Source organism: Pseudomonas sp. 22526 (assembly GCF_052044735.1).
Lineage (GTDB): Bacteria > Pseudomonadota > Gammaproteobacteria > Pseudomonadales > Pseudomonadaceae > Aquipseudomonas > Aquipseudomonas piscium.
The window spans coordinates 51,074-71,306 of record NZ_JBQENK010000012.1; the positions used below are offsets into that span (position 1 = coordinate 51,074).

General features: G+C 59.3%; 9 protein-coding genes and 1 tRNA gene. 9 read left to right on the top strand and 1 reads right to left on the bottom strand.

Features of this window, described 5'->3' with window-relative positions:
• Positions 1-72: 72 nt before the first annotated feature.
• From dnaG to ACTJKT_RS19185, 7 genes are all read left to right on the top strand, one after another.
• On the top strand, positions 73-2,037 hold the full coding sequence (gene dnaG / locus ACTJKT_RS19155) for a DNA primase (RefSeq protein ID WP_307948966.1): 1,965 nt from the start codon (positions 73-75) through the stop codon (positions 2,035-2,037).
• A gap of 67 nt (positions 2,038-2,104) precedes the next feature.
• Positions 2,105-3,952 (top strand): RNA polymerase sigma factor RpoD, encoded by a 1,848-nt coding sequence (gene rpoD / locus ACTJKT_RS19160; protein WP_007926106.1) that lies wholly within the window; start codon positions 2,105-2,107, stop codon positions 3,950-3,952.
• A 123-nt stretch (positions 3,953-4,075) separates the two neighbouring features.
• Positions 4,076-7,819, top strand: coding sequence for a bifunctional diguanylate cyclase/phosphodiesterase (locus tag ACTJKT_RS19165; RefSeq protein ID WP_440788172.1), 3,744 nt, complete (start codon positions 4,076-4,078; stop codon positions 7,817-7,819).
• Between the two features lie 15 nt (positions 7,820-7,834).
• Positions 7,835-7,911, top strand: a tRNA-Ile gene (locus ACTJKT_RS19170).
• Between the two features lie 516 nt (positions 7,912-8,427).
• On the top strand, positions 8,428-11,043 hold the full coding sequence (gene rdrA, locus ACTJKT_RS19175; protein WP_440788173.1) for an antiviral RADAR system adenosine triphosphatase RdrA: 2,616 nt from the start codon (positions 8,428-8,430) through the stop codon (positions 11,041-11,043).
• A complete protein-coding gene (gene rdrB / locus ACTJKT_RS19180; RefSeq protein ID WP_440788174.1) occupies positions 11,043-13,745 on the top strand; it encodes an antiviral RADAR system adenosine deaminase RdrB in 2,703 nt (900 codons plus the stop codon). The genes rdrA and rdrB overlap by 1 nt, the downstream gene beginning before the upstream one ends.
• A gap of 665 nt (positions 13,746-14,410) precedes the next feature.
• Positions 14,411-15,214, top strand: coding sequence for a lipopolysaccharide biosynthesis protein (locus ACTJKT_RS19185; RefSeq protein WP_440788175.1), 804 nt, complete (start codon positions 14,411-14,413; stop codon positions 15,212-15,214).
• 87 nt (positions 15,215-15,301) lie between these two features.
• Here ACTJKT_RS19185 and ACTJKT_RS19190 read toward each other — a convergent pair whose 3' ends face one another.
• On the bottom strand, positions 15,302-17,659 hold the full coding sequence (locus tag ACTJKT_RS19190; protein WP_440788176.1) for a glucose/quinate/shikimate family membrane-bound PQQ-dependent dehydrogenase: 2,358 nt from the start codon (positions 17,657-17,659) through the stop codon (positions 15,302-15,304).
• Between the two features lie 221 nt (positions 17,660-17,880).
• Between ACTJKT_RS19190 and ACTJKT_RS19195 the strand changes: the two genes are divergently transcribed.
• Together ACTJKT_RS19195 and ACTJKT_RS19200 are read left to right on the top strand one after the other, a co-directional pair.
• Positions 17,881-18,342 (top strand): Lrp/AsnC family transcriptional regulator, encoded by a 462-nt coding sequence (locus tag ACTJKT_RS19195; RefSeq protein ID WP_440788177.1) that lies wholly within the window; start codon positions 17,881-17,883, stop codon positions 18,340-18,342.
• Between the two features lie 182 nt (positions 18,343-18,524).
• The gene (locus ACTJKT_RS19200) at positions 18,525-20,207 is read left to right on the top strand and encodes a flavin monoamine oxidase family protein (protein WP_063433212.1); all 1,683 of its coding nucleotides are present in this window, start codon (positions 18,525-18,527) and stop codon (positions 20,205-20,207) included.
• The last annotated feature ends 26 nt before the right edge of the window (positions 20,208-20,233 follow it).

Consider the following 20,233-nt stretch of genomic DNA (forward strand, 5'->3'; position numbering starts at 1 on the left):
GCGTCTCGAACAGCCCACTTTCGAAGCCTTCGCATTGGTCCATTCCTTTCGCGCAGTGATGACGAGAACGCCATGGCCGGGCTGATTCCCCAGAGCTTTATTGACGACCTTCTGAACCGCACCGACATCGTCGATGTTGTCAGCTCGCGCCTGCAGATGAAAAAGGCCGGCAAGAACTACACCGCCTGCTGCCCGTTCCACAAGGAAAAAACCCCCTCCTTCAGCGTCAGCCCCGACAAGCAGTTCTACTACTGCTTCGGCTGTGGCGCAGGCGGGAACGCCCTCGGCTTCATCATGGACCACGACAACCTGGACTTCCCCCAGGCAGTCGAGGAACTGGCCAAAGCCGCCGGCATGGAAATCCCGCGCGAAGAAAGCGGTCGCTCGCACAAGCCCCGACAGCCGACCGACTCGCCGCTCTACCCGCTGCTGACCGCCGCCGCCGATTACTATCGCCAGGCCCTGAAAAGCCATCCGGCCCGCAAGGCAGCGGTCGATTACCTCAAGGGCCGCGGCCTGACCGGCGAGATCGCCCGCGATTTCGGCCTCGGCTTCGCTCCGCCCGGCTGGGACAATCTGTTCAAGCACCTGAGCAGCGATACCCTGCAGCAGAAAGCCATGATCGATGCTGGCCTGCTGATCGAAAATGCCGAAACCGGCAAACGCTACGATCGCTTCCGCGACCGGGTGATGTTTCCGATCCGCGACAGCCGCGGCCGGATCATCGCCTTTGGCGGCCGAGTACTGGGCGACGACAAGCCAAAATACCTGAACTCGCCGGAAACCCCGGTGTTTCACAAAGGCCAGGAGCTTTACGGCCTGTTCGAAGCCCGCAAGAACAACCGCAACCTCGACGAAATCATCGTCGTCGAAGGCTACATGGACGTGATTGCCCTTGCCCAACAAGGCTTGCGTAACGCCGTTGCGACCCTGGGCACGGCCACCAGCGAAGAACACCTCAAGCGCCTGTTCCGCATCGTGCCCAGCGTCCTGTTCTGCTTCGACGGCGACCAGGCCGGGCGCAAGGCCGCCTGGCGCGCGCTGGAGGCGACCCTGTCCAGCTTGCAGGACGGCCGCCGGGCGCGCTTTCTATTTCTTCCCGAAGGGGAAGACCCGGACACCCTGGTCCGCTCCGAGGGCACCGACGCCTTTCGCGCCCGCATCAATCAACATGCTCAACCGCTGGCCGATTACTTTTTCCAGCAGCTGACCGACGAAGCGGATCCACGCTCGCTCGAGGGCAAGGCCCATCTGGCCACTCTCGCTGCACCGTTGATCGACAAGGTTCCCGGGGCCAACCTGCGGACCCTGATGCGCCAGCGCCTCAGCGAAATTACCGGACTCAACAACGAGACCGTCAACCAGTTGGTGCACAGCGCCCCACAAGAAGCGCCTCCGGTGTACGACGCCGGCATCGACTACGACGGCATACCGGACTACGCCGACTACCACGAGCCACAAGAAGCCTATGTGCCGCAGCAAGAATGGACGCCGAAGAAAAGCGGTGCCGGCGGCAAGAAGTGGGAGAACAAGCCCTGGGACAAAAAGGGCAAGCGTAATGGCGATCGTGATCAGCCACGTGCCCCGCGCGTCCCGGCCGCCGTCGAACCACCAACACTGTCAGCCCTTCGAACATTGCTGCATCACCCGCAACTGGCCGAGAAAGTTGAAGACGCCGGGCACTTCGCCGCCGACGACAACACCAATACCCAGTTGCTGGTCGCCCTGATCGAAGCCGTGCAGAAAAATCCTAAGCTACGCTCTATTCATCAACTGATGGCGCGTTGGCACGGTACCGAACAGGGTCGTCTGATCAAGGCGCTGGCGGAAAAGGAGTGGTTGATTGAGGGCGACAACCTTGAACAACAGTTTTTCGACACCATTAAAAGCTTGTCCGCTCGTCAACGTGAGCGTGTTTTGGAACAACTTCTCAGGAAATCGCGTCAAAGCGAATTGAGTGGCGAAGAAAAAATTCAGCTACTCGAGCTTTTAAAACGCAATGTTCCCGCATCAAACCCGACCTCAACTGGCGCGTGAGGTCATAGCTCGGGTATAATCCTCGGCTTGTTTTTTGCCCGCCAAGACCTTCAGTGGATAGGGTGTTATGTCCGGAAAAGCGCAACAGCAGTCTCGCCTCAAAGAGTTGATCAGCCGTGGTCGTGAGCAGGGTTACCTGACTTACGCGGAGGTCAACGACCACCTGCCGGAGGATATTTCAGATCCGGAACAGGTGGAAGACATCATCCGCATGATCAACGACATGGGGATCAACGTATTCGAGAGTGCTCCGGATGCGGATGCCCTTTTGTTGGCCGAAGCCGATACCGACGAAGCAGCAGCTGAAGAAGCCGCCGCAGCGTTGGCGGCCGTGGAAACCGACATTGGTCGCACTACCGACCCAGTGCGTATGTACATGCGCGAAATGGGTACGGTAGAGCTGCTCACACGTGAAGGCGAAATCGAAATCGCCAAGCGTATCGAAGAGGGCATCCGTGAAGTGATGGGCGCGATCGCGCACTTCCCTGGCACGGTTGAGCACATCCTCTCCGAATACACTCGCGTCACCACCGAAGGTGGCCGCCTGTCCGACGTCCTGAGCGGTTACATCGACCCGGATGACGGCATTGCGCCGCCTGCCGCCGAAGTACCACCGCCTGTCGATGCCAAGGCCGCGAAAGCGGACGACGACACCGACGACGATGACGCCGAAGCCAGTGACGACGAAGAAGAAGCCGAAAGCGGTCCGGACCCGGTCATCGCAGCCCAGCGCTTTGGCGCCGTTGCCGACCAGATGGAAATCACCCGCAAGGCGCTGAAAAAGCACGGTCGCGAACACAAGCAAGCCCTGGCCGAAATGCTGGCCCTGGCTGAACTGTTCATGCCGATCAAACTGGTTCCGAAGCAATTCGAAGGCCTGGTTGAACGTGTTCGTAGCGCCCTGGATCGCCTGCGTCAGCAAGAGCGCGCGATCATGCAGCTCTGTGTTCGTGATGCCCGCATGCCACGCGCCGACTTCCTGCGCCAGTTCCCGGGCAATGAAGTGGACGAAAGCTGGTCCGACGCGCTGGCCAAAGGCAAGGCCAAGTACGCCGAAGCCATCGGCCGCCTGCAGCCGGATATCATCCGTTGTCAGCAGAAGCTGACCGCGCTCGAGACCGAGACCGGCCTGACGATCGCCGAGATCAAGGACATCAACCGTCGCATGTCGATCGGCGAGGCCAAGGCCCGTCGCGCGAAGAAAGAGATGGTCGAAGCCAACTTGCGTCTGGTGATCTCCATCGCCAAGAAGTACACCAACCGTGGCCTGCAGTTCCTCGACCTGATCCAGGAAGGCAACATCGGCTTGATGAAAGCGGTAGACAAGTTCGAATACCGTCGCGGCTACAAGTTCTCGACTTATGCCACCTGGTGGATCCGTCAGGCGATCACTCGCTCGATCGCCGACCAGGCCCGCACCATCCGTATTCCGGTGCACATGATCGAGACGATCAACAAGCTCAACCGTATTTCCCGGCAGATGTTGCAGGAAATGGGTCGCGAACCGACTCCGGAAGAGCTGGGCGAACGCATGGAAATGCCTGAGGACAAGATCCGCAAGGTGTTGAAGATCGCTAAAGAGCCGATCTCCATGGAAACCCCGATCGGTGATGACGAAGACTCCCATCTGGGTGACTTCATCGAAGACTCGACCATGCAGTCGCCAATCGATGTCGCCACCGTTGAGAGCCTCAAGGAAGCGACTCGCGAAGTCCTCTCCGGCCTCACTGCCCGTGAAGCCAAGGTACTGCGCATGCGCTTCGGCATCGACATGAATACCGACCACACCCTTGAGGAAGTCGGTAAGCAGTTCGACGTTACCCGTGAGCGGATTCGCCAGATCGAAGCCAAGGCGCTGCGCAAGCTGCGCCACCCGACGAGAAGCGAGCATCTGCGCTCCTTCCTCGACGAGTAATACCAAGACCCCCAGCCCTGCTGGGGGTTTTGTTTTGTGCCGTTTAAAACGTCCCCGCGCCTCACTCCCTGCGGATTGCCCGTCTACACTCGAAACATTCCCCCGTGCCATAACGAGACCGTTATGCCCAGACTGCCGACCGTGCTGGTGCTGTCGCTGCTCGCCTGGACCGCAACGGCCGGCGCGCTGACGCTCACCGATGAAGAACGTGGCTGGCTTTCCGCTCACCCGGAGTTGCGCCTGGGCGTCGATGCCTCATGGCCGCCCTTCGAATATCGCGATGAGGAGGGGCGCTACCAGGGCCTTGCGGCGGACTATATCCATCTGATCCAGGATCGCCTGGCGATCACGCTCAAGCCGATAGAACCCGCCAGTTGGAGCGAAGTGCTCGAAGCTGCGAAAAAGAGCAAGCTGGACCTGCTGCCAGGCATCATGTCGACCCCGGAACGGCAAAATTACCTGGCCTTCACCCGCCCGTACCTCGACTTCCCCATCGTGATCCTGGCCCATAAAGGCGGCGCGCAACCTCGCAAGCTCACGGACCTGTATGGCCTGAAGATCGCCGTCGTGGAGAATTACGCCCCCCACGAACTGCTGCGCACCCACCATCCCGACCTGAACCTGGTCGCCCTGCCCAATGTGAGTTCGGCCTTGCAGGCGCTGGCCCTCAATCAGGTCGATGCCGTGGTCGGCGATCTGGCTTCCAGCGTATGGAGCCTGCGGCAGCAGAAGCTGGACGGGCTCTATGTCAGCGGCGAAACGCCCTACCGCTATCAGCTGGCCATGGGCGTCCCCCGTGACAGCAAGATACTGGTAAGCATTCTCGACAAGGTGCTGGCCGACATAAGCCCGGCGGAGGTCAACGAAATCCAGCAGCGCTGGGTTGGCAATGTGCTCGACCATCGTTCGTTCTGGTCGGACCTGCTGTTCTATGGCCTGCCAGGGCTGCTCCTGCTGTTTGCCGTGCTGGCGGCAGTGATCCGCATCAATCGCCGGCTGAGCTCCGAGATCGCACGGCGCGTGGCCCTGGAGCAGGAACTGCGCAGCAGCGAATACCACTACCGCGGCCTGGTCGAAAGCCTTTCGGCGATCGCCTGGGAAGCGCGCATCAGCGACTTCACCTACAGCTACGTGTCGCCCCATGCCGAGCAACTGCTGGGCTATCCCCTTTCCCATTGGCTGATTCCCGGGTTCTGGAGAAACATCATCCACCCCGCCGACCTGACGCGCGCCCAGCACTTCTGCGACCACGAAGTCCTGGCCGGGCGCGATCACAGCCTGGATTACCGGGTGATCACCGCCGATGGCCGCTGCCTGTGGGTTCGCGACATCGTCAGCCTGATCGAGCATGGGCATGAACCGATCATGCGCGGCCTGATGATCGACATCAGCGAAACAAAACGCACCGAAGAGGCCCTGCAGCTCTCGGAACAGAAATTCGCCTCGGTCTTCCAGCAGTGCCCGGACATCCTGGTCATTGCCCGCCTGTCGGATGGCTGCCTGCTGGAGGTCAACGAGGCGTTCGAAGAACAGATTGGCCTGAGTGCCGGGCAAGTCGTGGGCCAGACGGCCACCGAACTGAATATCTGGGGCATCCAGGGCGTCGGCCCGGGGCTGCTGCAACGCTTGCAGGCCGGCAGCATCCGCAACCTGGAAATGCCCTTTCGGCGCAGCAACGGCCAGCTGTTCACCGGGCTGATCTCCGCCGAACCCTTCGACCTCGACACCACGCCCGCCCTGGTCGTGGTGGTTCGCGACATCAGTCAGTTGAAGGAAACCCAGCAGCAGTTGCAAACCTCCGAAGAGAAGTTCGCCAAGGCTTTTCACGCCTCGCCCGACGGCCTGCTGCTAAGCCGCCAGCGCGATGGCTTGCTGATAGAGGTCAACGAAGGTTTCAGCCGCATCACCGGCTTCAACAGCGCCATGTCCGTCGATCGTTCCACGCTGGACCTGGGCATCTGGGTCAACCTCAACGAACGCCGGCAGATGCTCGACCTGATGCAACGGGATGGCTTCGTGCGGGATTTCAGCTGCCATATTCGCCGCAATGACGGTCAGATCCGCCTCTGTGAGCTCTCCAGCCGGCCGCTGCCGATCGGCGACGAGGATTGCATGCTGACCATCGCCCGCGACATTACCGAGCGCCACCTGATGCAGGAGAAGCTGCAACAGGCCGCCACCGTGTTCGAGAGCACCGCTGAAGGCGTACTGATCACCGATACCCAACAACACATCAGTGCGGTCAACCGGGCGTTCACCGAAATCACCGGCTACAGCGAAACCGAAGCCCTGGGCCACACCCCACGCCTGCTGGCTTCCGGCCTGCATGACAGCGCCTTCTACGCCGCCATGTGGCACCAACTGACCGCCGAAGGCCATTGGCAGGGGGAAATCTGCAATCGGCGCAAAAATGGCGAGCTGTACCCCAGTTGGCTGACCATCAGCGCCGTGCGCAACAAAGACCGCTTCATCACCCACTTCGTCGCGGTATTCGCCGATATCTCCAGCCTCAAGCACGCCCAGGCCAAACTCGATTACCAGGCGCACCATGATCCGCTGACCGGCCTGCCGAACCGTACCCTGTTCGAAAGCCGCCTGCTGACCGCGCTTAACAGCCAGCAGGAGAACGGCGGCCAGGGCGCCGTGCTGTTTCTCGACCTGGACCGCTTCAAGCACATCAATGACAGCCTCGGCCACCCGGTCGGCGACCTGCTGCTCAAGGGCATCGCCGTGCGCCTGAAAGAGCAGCTGCGGGATATCGACACCGTCGCCCGCCTGGGCGGGGACGAGTTCATCATCCTGCTGCCCGGGCTGCAGCAGCCCAGCGATGCCGACCATATCGCCAACAAGCTGCTGAACTGCTTCACCGCACCGTTCCAGGCGGGCGAGCATGAGTTCTTCATCAGTGCCAGCATCGGCACCAGCCTCTACCCCAAGGACGGTTGCGACGTGGCCACGCTGGTCAAGAATGCCGACGCCGCCATGTACCGCTCCAAGGCCAAGGGCCGCAACCGGGTCGAAAGCTATACCCGCGACCTGACCGCCCAGGCCAGCGAGCGCGTGGCCCTGGAACATGAACTGCGACGAGCCATCGAACGCAACGAGCTGTACCTCTACTACCAGCCCAAGATCAGGCTGGTCGACCAAGAGCTGGTGGGCGCCGAAGCGCTGATTCGCTGGCATCACCCGACCTTTGGCGATGTCCCGCCCGAGCACTTCATCCCCCTGGCCGAAGAGAACGGCATGATCCTGCAGATCGGCGACTGGGTACTGGAACACGCCTGCCAGCAGTTGCGTGAGTGGAACCAGTGCTACGAGAGTTTCGGCCCGCTCTCGGTCAACCTCGCCGGCGCCCAGTTGCGCCAGCCGAACCTGCTGGGGCGGATTGAACAACTGCTGAAAGACAACCACCTCAAACCCGGCTTCCTGCAGCTGGAAATCACCGAGAACTTCATCATGAGCCAGGCCGAGGAAGCCCTGGCGGTCCTGCACCAGCTCAAGCGCCTGGGCGTTCAGCTGGCCATCGACGATTTCGGTACCGGCTACTCGTCCCTGAGCTACCTCAAGCGCCTGCCGCTGGATTTCCTGAAAATCGATCAATCCTTCGTCCGTGGCCTGCCCGATGATCCCCACGATGTGGCGATCGTGCGGGCCATCATCGCCCTGGGCCGCAGCATGCAATTCACCGTGATCGCCGAAGGCGTGGAAACCCATGAGCAGCAGGTATTCCTCGGGAATGAAGGCTGCGAACAGATCCAGGGCTACATCATCAGCCTGCCGCTGAGCGCCGACGAATTCGCCGCGACCTTTCTGCGCCTTCCCGTTTCGGATTTTTCGGATAGCACAGCCGAGAAACCGTCGCTATAATCCGCGGCCTACTGAGGGCCTATAGCTCAGTCGGTTAGAGCAGAGGACTCATAATCCTTTGGTCCACGGTTCGAGTCCGTGTGGGCCCACCACCTTGAAAGCCGCGCATTGCGCGGCTTTTGCGTTTCTGGTTGGCTCGTCACAGATACAGCCCTATGGTCCGAGGGTACAAATTAAGTACAGTGCTAGTTCGCCAGCCTGCCTCGATAGCGTTTTTTCGGGATCTGGCACGTCATCTGCTTCCAAACGGAGACAGGTTGTACTTCGTCGCATTACAGATCTCAGAGCCCGTCCATGCGACCTTAGCTACCCACATGAGCGCTCATAAGGGCCTCATAATTAGCCTATCAAAACGGACCAAGTAACTTGCCGTCTGCTGGCCGGAGCCTGGGAAATATGGACGAAGCAAACAAGCCAAAAGCCCTCCCATAGTCAGAAATTCTAGCCCTTTGGGCCTGTAAGTAGTGGTAGCTCAGCCCCTATGATCTGTTGCGAGCAGCTTAGGGCACCAGTAGCATGACTAAATCCACCCGCCGCCCGTTCCCTGGGGACGACACGTGCCTTGATCACTTGATCCAGGCATTCGGCGCCTTACTAGGAATGTACCGGTGTTCAACGCAAGAAGCGCAGATAGATCGATCATACGTCTCCCCATCGAACAGAAAGAACAGGCTGCTCAAAAGGATGCGAGCACGCTGCTGGCCCGCGAGATCTATCACGATTTAGCCACCCTGCTGGCCGACAGTCTTAACAACCAACCGGACAACGATGACGATGTCGACCTGTATCGTTCTCACAGCGCAATCCTGATTGATGGCAAGCGCGGCGCTGGCAAGAGCTCAGTGCTAGTCAATCTGAAGTTGTATCTCGAACGTGAGCACCCGGAACTGGAAAACCAGGTCCATATCCTCAAACCGGTCGACCCAACCCTGCTCGAAGATACTGATGACCTGTTTTTGAACGTTATTGTTGCGGCCGTAATTCGCGACAAAGCCATTGCTCGCGCGCTCAGCTGTGCTGACCACAAAGCAGAAGCGTTCCATCATCAGCTCCAGGTATTGGGCAACACACTGGAAAACCTGCAGTCACAGCGGGATAAGTACGGCTTAGATAAACTTCGGGCGTTCATGGGCAGCCATGACCTGATGCAGCAGGTTCATATCCTATTCAAGAAAGCGTTAGATCTAGTCGGTAAAAAGTTGCTGGTGTTGCCAATCGATGATGTCGACACTTCGATGAACCGCGCTTTCGAAAATCTGGAAGTGGTTAGGCGTTACCTCACCTCCCCCTTTGCACAACCTATTATCAGTGGCGACCTATCGCTTTACCACGAAGTCACTTGGAGGGATTTTCACTCGAAGATCACTAAAGATAGTAGCGCCAACTCGGAAAGTGCGGTTACGAAGGCCAAGGAATTGGCAACAGAGTACCAGCGCAAGGTAATGCCGCTACAACTACGCAGAAAAATGCCGTCGACCAGCAGCTACCTCGAGCGCAAGGACATAGTGCTTTGCAACGGCAGTGCAGAATACTTTTCGCTCCACACATTCTGGCGTTGGATTGACGCATTGCTTAATGATCGAACCAATTGCGTCAAGGAGCATCGACTTTGGGTTTCAGTCGACACAGTTCGCGAGCTAGCCCAACTCATATTTTCTTTCAAGAACGAGATTCCCAAGCTGCACGAATTCCTCGTCAATCTTAAGGCTGGCGCATGGAGTGAACACACTCTGCAGCGTCTGATATTTATGCCCGCTAGCGCTGCCTTACGCATCGAGCAGTTTTCCGATGACTACCAGCGGGCACAGAATCTGCCTGGAAAAAGTCAACGAGAGACCGCACGCAATCGAGCCTATACGGATTTCCTGAGTCCACGACAAGAAGTAGAGGCACCGGACCTGACCTATTGGCATACGATGATTCTTGACTGCAAAGGCGTATTAATCCGTCACCTACGCCATGAATACAGCAAAACAGCCGAGTATTTGGCATTGGATGCCGACCTGCATTTCGCGCAACTAATGAAAAACCCTAGCTGGAAACTGGCCGACTTGTTCGAGAGCATGTTGTTCAAGCCCCAGCTGCTGTCCAAACAAACCGCCGAATCCTTTCCACTTAGCGAACCACAGCTTGATGACAGCGCGCTATTTGAACGGGCACCCTACAGTTGGTTGAAGGGCCTGCCGTTTGATGAGGATTTCCCCTATACGCTGCCAGAAGCCGGTTTTGCCACCAAGACCAGAAACTCACTCGTTTTCAATGAAGAAACTCAGTTGCTCATTGACCTCATGCTTCATCGAAGCTTCTACAACGAAAATAAGAAAGCCAATCTGATTTACTGCGGCAGGCTGTTTGAACTGGTCATCGCCAGTCTGGTGAGAGACTTGGAGCCGCGAGATATCACCCATATCGTGGCTCGACCGCCGTTCTACTCCCTGGCAGCTATCGCCGGGACAGAGAATGGTGAACTGGAAACAGCACCTGCGGAAACCGACGTTGAAACAGATTATGACTCTGCCATTGCCGACCTGATACAACGAATCAATGAGTGGCGGCGCGTCGAGCAGATTGACCAGCAACTACTGTCTGGCTGGCTGGTATTCAACGTGATGAATCGCTACTTCAAACAAGCCTGGCACTTCAATCAGCCGTTGAAAATCAACCAGAATCCGGCCAAGGAAAGTCACTCGCACCTCACAGATGTTTCCAGGCGTGCCTATCGAAGCCTCTGGAGTGCGTTCGCAATGCTGGAAAAAGGCGAAGTTTTCGGCATGCCCAACATTATCGCTAACGTAAACGTCGGCGAGGGTGAAAGCTTCGAAAACAGCGACCTTTACCGGCAAAATATTTCGCCGTTTATGCACCGTTCCGGAAATCGTTCCTTTGGACGCGAAACCCACTCCTACACTCACGCTCTGGCATCGCACCCGCTGAGAGCTCTTATTGAAAGGGTTCACCAGCAAGTCAGTGAGATGCCCAGCAATAAGGCGGACAGTTCTGATACGCCTTTCTACGCAAGTGAAGGACGCCAGCTGACCGCAATTATCAAGAAGCACTTCAACGTCAAAGGGCGAATTGATGATGAAATCGAAAGCCTAGTCGTTACTAAAAAAGATCTATCTGAAATTGTGGACGAAGGTCTGAAAAACAATCTCAAGGAGGAGACATTCCTCAAGAGCAAACACTTCTCCTACCTCGCAGATCATGTGACTGAGGATAATTGATGCTCGAGCAATCCCTGCTTGGGCTGACTATTGCAAGCCTGATGTCAAGCCAGAGCCTGGTCGATCAGCTGCGTACTGACTTACTGTCGCCGCAAGCCGCCGAGCGACTCGGTGAATTCGACAAGCGCCACAAGATTTACCTGCAACGCCTGGCGCAAGAAATCGACCAGCGCCACCATGGCCGCTTTCGCCTGAACGACTTGGATAGCGCAGCGGTGCATGCGTGGCCGGCAACGCTGTTGCGAACACCGGACATCAAGCCGCTGGATGCCATGTTCGAGGAACTGTTCCTGTGCAATGGTGATTACATCCACTATCGTCCAGAACGGCTGCGGGACTACGCCAGCCTGTGCGCGAAACTAGACCCTAGCGTAGTCGTGGCCTGGCACCTGGCAAAGCAGTTCAAAAAATCTGCTGGGCTGCACGCTGTCGATATCTACCGTATTGTGCAGGCCCAACAGCCGTTGTTCAGCCCCCCTCCGATCAGTAACAAGCCATTCGCCGAAGGCCATGTCCATCTGGGCGGTATTCATTTCGACGGCATCATCCTGATGAACCAACTAGCCAACGAACCAGGCTTGGAGGACTTTGCCCCGCTACATCGGCTTACGCACGCCTTGCTAAGTGAATGGCCGTCCCGCGAAGCCGTGGGCAAACCCCAGCAGGTACACATCCTGAACCTCTGCCGGCGTGCCCTGGGTGATCAACACATGACGAACCCAGTGACAATCCTTGACTGGTCCAGTCTGGCCCACCTGCAAGTTTGCGAAGACGACGTCCGAAAACCAAACTGGCTCAAGCGCCAGATTGCTCTCGCGGTCACCATCGGTGACCTGGACAAGGCATGGCTCTGGCTGCTGATATGGCTCTGGACTCAGTACCAGTCTGACATCGCCCCCACCATGTTGCGGATGAGCATCTTCTTTCTGATATCGGCGTTGATGACCAAGCGTCGTCAACTGATCATGGACGGCCAAGGCCTCTCGCGATTCTCCGGTATATACAGGAAATTTGCCTCGGCGTCGGGCTCGAAATCTCACACCCCGAAACAACGTAGCTCTTTTGCACAAGGCAGCGTGCGAAAACTATTTCAAGGTGCCGACGACGTCGCCGAAATCAAGATCAGCGAGCAAGTGTTCAGCCCCGAGAGTATTCGGGGCTGGGCCCTGGCGATCAATCACCATCAAGACCTGGACAGTGCGCCGTTTCTAAAACAGGTCAGTACGAAACAAGCCGTGCGCGTCAAAGCACAGATGGAGCGCTGGCATTTTTGTGTACATTTCCTGCGCCGCACCGAGCACCTGAAAAATCGCAGCAAACTCTGGCTCGAGGGTGAAAACCTTTTTCAGAAACTCAGTCAACAGACTGGCTGGTCTGATCCTGCGTTCCTAGGTGGGTATCTAAGCCCACATTTTCACTTCGAACCGGATGCCTGGGTTCGCGGGCTCGATGTTGCGGGTGACGAAAACAAGACTCGCAATGAAATCTACGCCCCCATGCTGCGTTGGCTTCGTTCAGGCTTGCAGCCCAACTTGCGCCAAGCTGTCGCACACAGCGGCTTTCATTTGAGCATCCATACCGGCGAAGACTATGCCCACCCGCTATCGGGTATGCGCCATATCGATGAAACCGTTCGCTTCTGCGAAATGCGCCACGGTGATCGCATCGGTCATGCCTTGGCACTGGGAGTATCCCCGCGTACCTGGTGCGAAAACCAGGGCGACATGTTGTTGCCGGTTGATGAGCACCTAGACAACCTGGTATGGCTCTGGCAAAACGCGACACTACTGGCGCCGCGCCTGCCACTGGCCAACAAAGTATTGCCACGCCTGGAGCGTCGTATTGCACAGTTTGCAGCCCAGGTTCCATGGGTTGGCACAAACTACCTAAATGCGCTCTATCCCGACACGCACAAGAACACTCCCGCCACCACCGCAACCGCACGTTTTATCAGTCCGCACACCTTGCACGACGCCTGGAGCCTGAGGCGCAACTGCTTCCACATGCTGGAAGGCTACCGCAGCAATCGCATGAAAGATGCCAAGGTCCTTGCCGCAGTTCCGGATCTGACGCTGCTGTCGGCCATTGATTTCGACAAGCTCAATGGTAGCCATGCCGACCCTACCCCCGAGCTGCTCTACTGGCGCCGCTCGACACACATCAAGCATGGCAGCGGCAAGTCACTGACCGTGCGGGTCAGTGTCCGCCCCCATGCGACAACCGATTACCTGCTACCTCGCCATGACGCCCATCTGCAACTGTTGCATGACTACGAAACCGAAGACGACCTTGAACTGATGGAGGCCCTTCAGGACTGGCTGATCGACGAGTATGACCAGCGCGGTGTGATATTCGAGACCAATCCCAGCTCCAACGTGTATATCGCGCGAATACGCCGCTACGAGGACCACCCGATTTTCCGCTGGAACCCACCTGACGAAAGCGTGCTGGAGCAGGGCGCACGGCACAATCGGTTCGGGCTGCGTCGGGGACCGATACGGGTAACAGTGAACACGGACGATCCTGGCGTAATTCCGACCACCTTGCGCACCGAATACGCCCTGTTGCTGGAGGCCGCCCGTGCGCTGGGCGTATCGCGCACGTGTGCCGAGGAGTGGCTGGAGCGGCTACGGGTGTATGCCAACGATCAGTTCCACCGCACGCACCAGCCGATATTCCGGGACCGATACGGGTATGTCTAGCGTTGTACTACTCATTGATGCGGGTGTAGATCACCTAGATCTAACCCGACTATCGGCCGGACAATGCCGTAGCCCTGCGCCACGTTCGCAGCCAAGTCCCATAAGCAACTCTCCGTGCTCGACCTTATCCACACCCTCAGGATCACCTGCCGGCCAAACGCCCGCACCAGGGCGCTCACTGTACGGGTCAGAACCTCTCGGTGCAAAATCAGTACAACTACGGTACAGTCAGCAGCTTGAGCAACCTTCTAAAGATTACGCTCAACACCAGTAACGCCGGGCCCTCCAGCTATGCCAACCTACGTTCACCTACGAACGCTTTCTCTAGGCATACCAGCTCGCCCGGCAACTCATAATCCTTTGGTCCACGGTTCGAGTCCGTGTGGGCCCACCATCTTTGAAAGCCGCGCATTGCGCGGCTTTTGCGTATTTAAAGCGCTGTAAACCCCTCGATTCGACCGCCAGCCCGGCAAAGCAGCCGATCATTTCTTCCAAGAAATCAGCCCTGGCGCACAACTATTAAAAACCGCGACGGTCATAACCCTACGGAGGTCGCACGTGGCCTCCGTTCAGTCCTAGACTGCATTTCTATCAATGGGGGAGAGCCTGTCCTTTCCCCGGCGTGATGCACCACCTAAGCCACCCATAATAATCAGAGTGGCCTGATGATTCGGACACAACACATGGAAGTAATATCTACGGCGCCTTCACCTGGCCGGGTAACGGGATTTGCACGTTGCCGAAATATTCAGCAAGGCCCTGTTTTCATCATTGCATCCGGTAGTTCGGCAAAGAACTTTCCCATCGAAGCCTTTGCGAACATCCCGATGATCACCATGAACGGGGCCATCTCGATGTTCCGCGGGACCGGTATACGGCCTTTTTTCTATGCCTGCACCGATACCAGTTTCTCCCTCCAACAACCCGAACTCTTCGCCCAGGCGATGGATCTCAGCCAGCGTGTGGCGCTCTGGGAAGAACATGCCCGGGCGATTCCGGTCCAGCCTCGCGGCGAGCTGTTTCTACTGAAGAAAGCACCACGACAGACCTGGAAGGAGCGGTTGCTCAGGCGCGACAGCGATCTGGTTCGCCCTCCCCTGCTCTCGGGCAACAGGAGCCGGACCATCGGCTTCAGCAAGAATCTCGAGCTGGGTTTCTTCGACGCCCGCACGGTGGCCTATCTGGCACTGCAACTCGCCTATCACGCCGGCTTCGATACGGCGATCCTGGTGGGCGTCGACCTGAGCCCTGCCCAGGGGCGCTTTTATGAAACGCCAGACAGCGTCAAGTCGCCCTGCGGCCTGGACCAGCACCTGCAATCGCGGATCCTGCCGTCCTTGAAGCTGATGTCGGACAAGGTCATGGGCAAGGACTTCGCGGTGTACAACCTGTCCCCCACGTCGCGCATTCCCAGCTCGATCATCCCCAACATCAGCCTCGACGAGCTCGGCAAACTGGTTGATCGCTGAGTTTTTTCGCAAGCGAACGGACAGGCTGTATCCGCCCACAAAAAAACCGCGCAGGGCGCGGTTTTTCTGTAAGGCCAGGATCAGCCGTTATTCGGGCAATGCATAAGCGATCACATAGTCCCCACGGTCCGGCGACTGGCGCGCGCCACCCGCGGTCAGCAGGATGTACTGCCGGCCGGTCTTCGGCGAAACGTAGGTCATCGGCCCCGACTGGCTACCCACCGGCAGGCGGGCTTTCCAGAGTTCGTTGCCATTGCCGGTATCGAAGGCGCGCAGGTAGAAGTCCTGGGTGCCTGCAAAGAACAACAGGCCGGACTGGGTTGCCAGGGACGCGCCCAGGGTCGGCATGCCGATCGGGATTGGCATGTGCATGCGAATGCCCAGAGGACCAGTGTCCTGCACGGTACCGACCGGCACCTGCCACACCAGCTTCTTGGTTTTCAGATCGATGGCCGACATGGTGCCGAACGGTGGCTTCTGGCACGGAATACCGGCAGGCGAGAGGAAACGCTGGCGCATCGCCCCAAACGGCGTACCGTCCTGAGGCACTACGCCCATTTCGATGCCGCTGGCCCCGGCCGCGATCTTCGCGCGCGGGATCATGTAGTTGGCCAGGCCCAGGCGCATATCGTTGACGAACATATAGTTGCTGTTCGGGTCCACCGACACGCTGCCCCAGTTCATGCCGCCCAGGGAGCCTGGGAACTGCAAGGCATGATCCATGTCTGGCGGGGTGTAGACGCCTTCATGGCGCATGCCCTTGAACTGGATGCGGCACATCAACTGGTCGAACGGCGTGGCGCCCCACATGTCCGACTCAGTGAGGGTCTGGTTGCCGATCGACGGCATCTCCACCGAGAACGGCTGGGTTGGCGAGTAGCGTTCGCCGGGCATATTGCCCTGCGGTACCCGACGCTCTTCCACCCGGGCGATAGGCACTCCGGTTTCGCGGTTGAGCAGGAAGATTTCACCCTGCTTGGTAACCTGCGCCAGCGCCGGCTGCACTCCGCCCTTGTCGTCCGGCACGTCGTACAACAGCGGCTGCGCCGGCAGGTCGAAGTCCCACAGGTCGTGGTGAGTGGTCTGGAAGTGCCAGCGCACCTGACCGGTTTTCACGTCCAGGGCGACGATGGACGAACTCCATTTGTCGTCGAGTTCCGTGCGCTGGCCAGCGAAGAAGTCTGGCGTGGCGTTGCCGGTCGGCAGGTAGACCAGACCGAGCTTGGCGTCATAGGACATGGCCGACCAGACGTTCGGTGTACCGCGGGTGTAGGTCTCGCCAGCCGGTGGACGCTTGGTGGTGTTCGGGTTGCCCGGATCCCAGGCCCAGACCAGTTCGCCGCTGCGCGCGTCGAAGGCGCGAACCACGCCCGGTGGCTCGCCGATGGAATAGTTGTCCGCCACCCGGCCGCCGACTATGACCACATTGCCGGCCACCAGCGGCGTCGAGGTCTGCTGGTAGTAGCCAGGCTTCACTTCGCCCATGTCGGTTTTCAGGTCGACCGTGCCTTTATCGCCGAAGTCTTCGCACGGTTTGCCGGTTTCTGCGTTGATCGCAATCAGGCGCGCATCGCCGGTCGGCAGGAACAAGCGCTTGGCGCAGACGGCCGAGGGTTCGGCGGCAGGCTCGGCGGATGCATCGAAGTACCCCAGGCCGCGGCAACGCTGCCAGTTAGGCGCCGAGCCTTGCGGGTCGAACTTCCAGCGTTCGGCGCCGGTGTCGGCGTCCAGGGCGAACACCTTGCCGTAGGCGGTGCAGGTATAGACCCTGTCACCGATCTGCAGCGGTGTGTTCTGGTCTTCGGCGCCCACGCCGGTGCTTTGCGGAATATCGCCGGTGCGGAAAGTCCAGGCCACCTGCAACTGGTCGATGTTGCCCTTGTTGATCTGGTCCAGCGCGGCAAAACGATTGCCGGCGGTGGTGTTGCCCCAATGGGCCCAGTCCTTCTGCTCGGTACCTGGAGCCACAGGCTTGATCGCCGGCTCGCTGCTGGCCTTGACCACATGGGTCGGCACAAACATGTAGGCCAGGGTCGCCACGACGCCAATGCCCAGCACAGCCGCCAGGCCATAAGCGCCACGGCCGGCGGTCGCGCCCGAAGCACGCACCAGGGTTGGATAGATCAGCGCCACCACCAGGCCGATCACGGCGAAGGTCAGTACCCGCGAAACCAGCGGCCAGTACTCCAGCCCGGCATCCCAGACCGCCCAGATCGCCGTCAGCACCAGTGCCACCCCGTACAACCAGGCGCCGCGCGGGTTGCGCCGGGCGATCAGCAACCCGGAAAGGATCATCGCCAGGCCCATCAGCAGGAAGAACCAACTGCCACCCAGACTGACCAGATACCCGCCCCCGCCGGCCAGTCCCAGGCCGATCAGTGCGATCAGCACACCCAGCGCCCACAGCAGCCATTTACTGCCGGTGGCAGCCCCAGAATTATTCATGTCGGAAGTTTCTCCCATTCCTTGCGTGGCGAGAGAATGTACTAACCAGTTACTTATGAAAACTTGTCGCAGGTAATTCGTGGCAAAAAATGTCACGCGTGCCGCTGAGCCTGGCCGTCACAACAGGGCTTACGGCACATACAACTGACGCCATGCCACAAGCATCGCCCCCAGCGAGCCTGTAACATGCTCGGCCACCGTTGCCCGCGCCGGAGTTCACCTTGTCTGACAGCCGCCCTCCCGTCCTCGACGAAATCGACCGCCAACTGATCGCGGCCTTGCAGATCAATGCCCGCGAAAGCGTGGCCATGCTCGCCAGGCAGCTGGGGATCGCCCGTACCACCGTGACCTCGCGCCTGGCGCGGCTGGAAAAGGCACGGGTGATTACCGGTTATGGCGTGCGCCTGGGTCAGCGGGTCATCGATGGCGGCTTGCAGGCCTACGTGGGGATCAAGGTGCAGCCGCGTTCCGGCAAGGAGGTACTGCGGCGCCTGAGCGCCATGGCCCAGGTCCAGCAGCTCTGCGCGGTAAGTGGGGAATTCGACTATGTCGCCTGGCTGCGCACCGATTCGCCGGAGCAGCTGGACCAATTGCTCGACCAGATCGGCAGTGTCGACGGCGTGGACAAGACCACCACCTCGATCATCCTCAGCAGCAAGATCGACCGCGGGCATCCGGTCTGAAGAGCCTTTCCCTGCTCCGAAACCCATAGCTCGTCATTTCGCACAAAAGAACCGTCATATTGTTCGTCTATCATTCAAAACGACGACACTTTGCGTCTTATTAACGTGCGCAACGCTCCCTAGAATGGCTGCCATCTTTTCCTATACTCAGCGCTCTGCTCGAGTTGCCAGCAAGGTCAGCCATGAACAAGAACAATCGCCATCCTGCAGACGGTAAGAAACCCATCACCATTTTCGGCCCGGACTTCCCGTTCGCCTTCGATGACTGGATCGAGCACCCGGCCGGCCTGGGCAGCATCCCCGAGGCCAACCATGGCGCCGAAGTGGCGATTGTCGGTGCCGGTATCGCCGGGCTGGTGGCGGCCTACGAGCTGATGAAACTGGGCCTCAAGCCGGTGGTGTACGAAGCGTCGAAAATGGGCGGCCGGCTGCGCTCCCAGGCATTCGAAGGTGCCGAAGGGATCATCGCCGAACTGGGCGGCATGCGCTTTCCAGTGTCCTCCACGGCCTTCTACCACTACGTCGACAAGCTGGGCCTGGAGACCAAGCCCTTTCCCAACCCGCTGACGCCGGCTTCCGGCAGCACCGTGATCGACCTCGAAGGCCAGACGCACTACGCGCAGAAGCTCGCCGATCTGCCAGCGCTGTTCCAGGAAGTGGCCGACGCCTGGGCCGATGCCCTGGAAGACGGTTCGCGCTTCGGCGAAATCCAGCAGGCCATTCGCGATCGCGACGTGCCGCGCCTCAAGGAGCTGTGGAACACCCTGGTGCCGCTGTGGGACGACCGCACCTTCTATGACTTCGTCGCCACCTCGAAAGCCTTCGCCAAGCTGTCGTTCCATCACCGCGAAGTGTTCGGCCAGGTCGGCTTTGGCACCGGCGGCTGGGATTCGGACTTCCCCAACTCAATGCTGGAAATCTTCCGCGTGGTGATGACCAACTGCGACGATCACCAGCACCTGGTGGTCGGCGGCGTCGAGCAGGTGCCGCTGGGCATCTGGCGCCATGTGCCGGAGCGCTGCGCCCACTGGCCGCAAGGCACCAGCCTCAGTTCGCTGCACCATGGCGCGCCGCGTCCCGGGGTGAAACGTATCGCCCGGGCCGCCGATGGCCGCTTCAGCGTCACCGACAACTGGGGCGATACCCGCGAATACGCGGCGGTGCTGACCACCTGCCAGAGCTGGCTGCTGACCACCCAGATCGAATGCGAAGAGTCGCTGTTCTCGCAGAAGATGTGGATGGCCCTGGACCGCACCCGCTACATGCAGTCGTCGAAGACCTTCGTCATGGTCGACCGGCCGTTCTGGAAGGACAAGGATCCGGAAACCGGTCGCGACCTGATGAGCATGACCCTCACCGACCGCCTGACCCGTGGTACCTACCTGTTCGACAACGGCGACGACAAGCCGGGGGTCATCTGCCTGTCCTATTCGTGGATGAGCGACGCTCTGAAGATGCTGCCGCACCCGGTGGAGAAACGGGTCAAGCTGGCTCTCGACGCGCTGAAGAAGATCTACCCGAAAGTCGATATCGCCGGGCGCATCATCGGCGATCCGATCACAGTGTCCTGGGAAGCCGATCCGCACTTCCTCGGCGCGTTCAAGGGCGCGCTGCCCGGCCACTACCGCTACAACCAGCGCATGTACGCGCACTTCATGCAGGACGACCTGCCCGCCGAACAGCGCGGCATTTTCATCGCCGGCGACGACGTGTCCTGGACTCCGGCCTGGGTCGAGGGCGCGGTACAGACCTCCCTCAACGCGGTCTGGGGCATCATGAAGCACTTCGGCGGGCAGACCCACGCCGAAAACCCGGGACCGGGCGACGTGTTCCACGAAATCGGCCCGATCGCCCTGGCCGACTGAACCTGTAGCCGCTGCCGCAGGCTGCG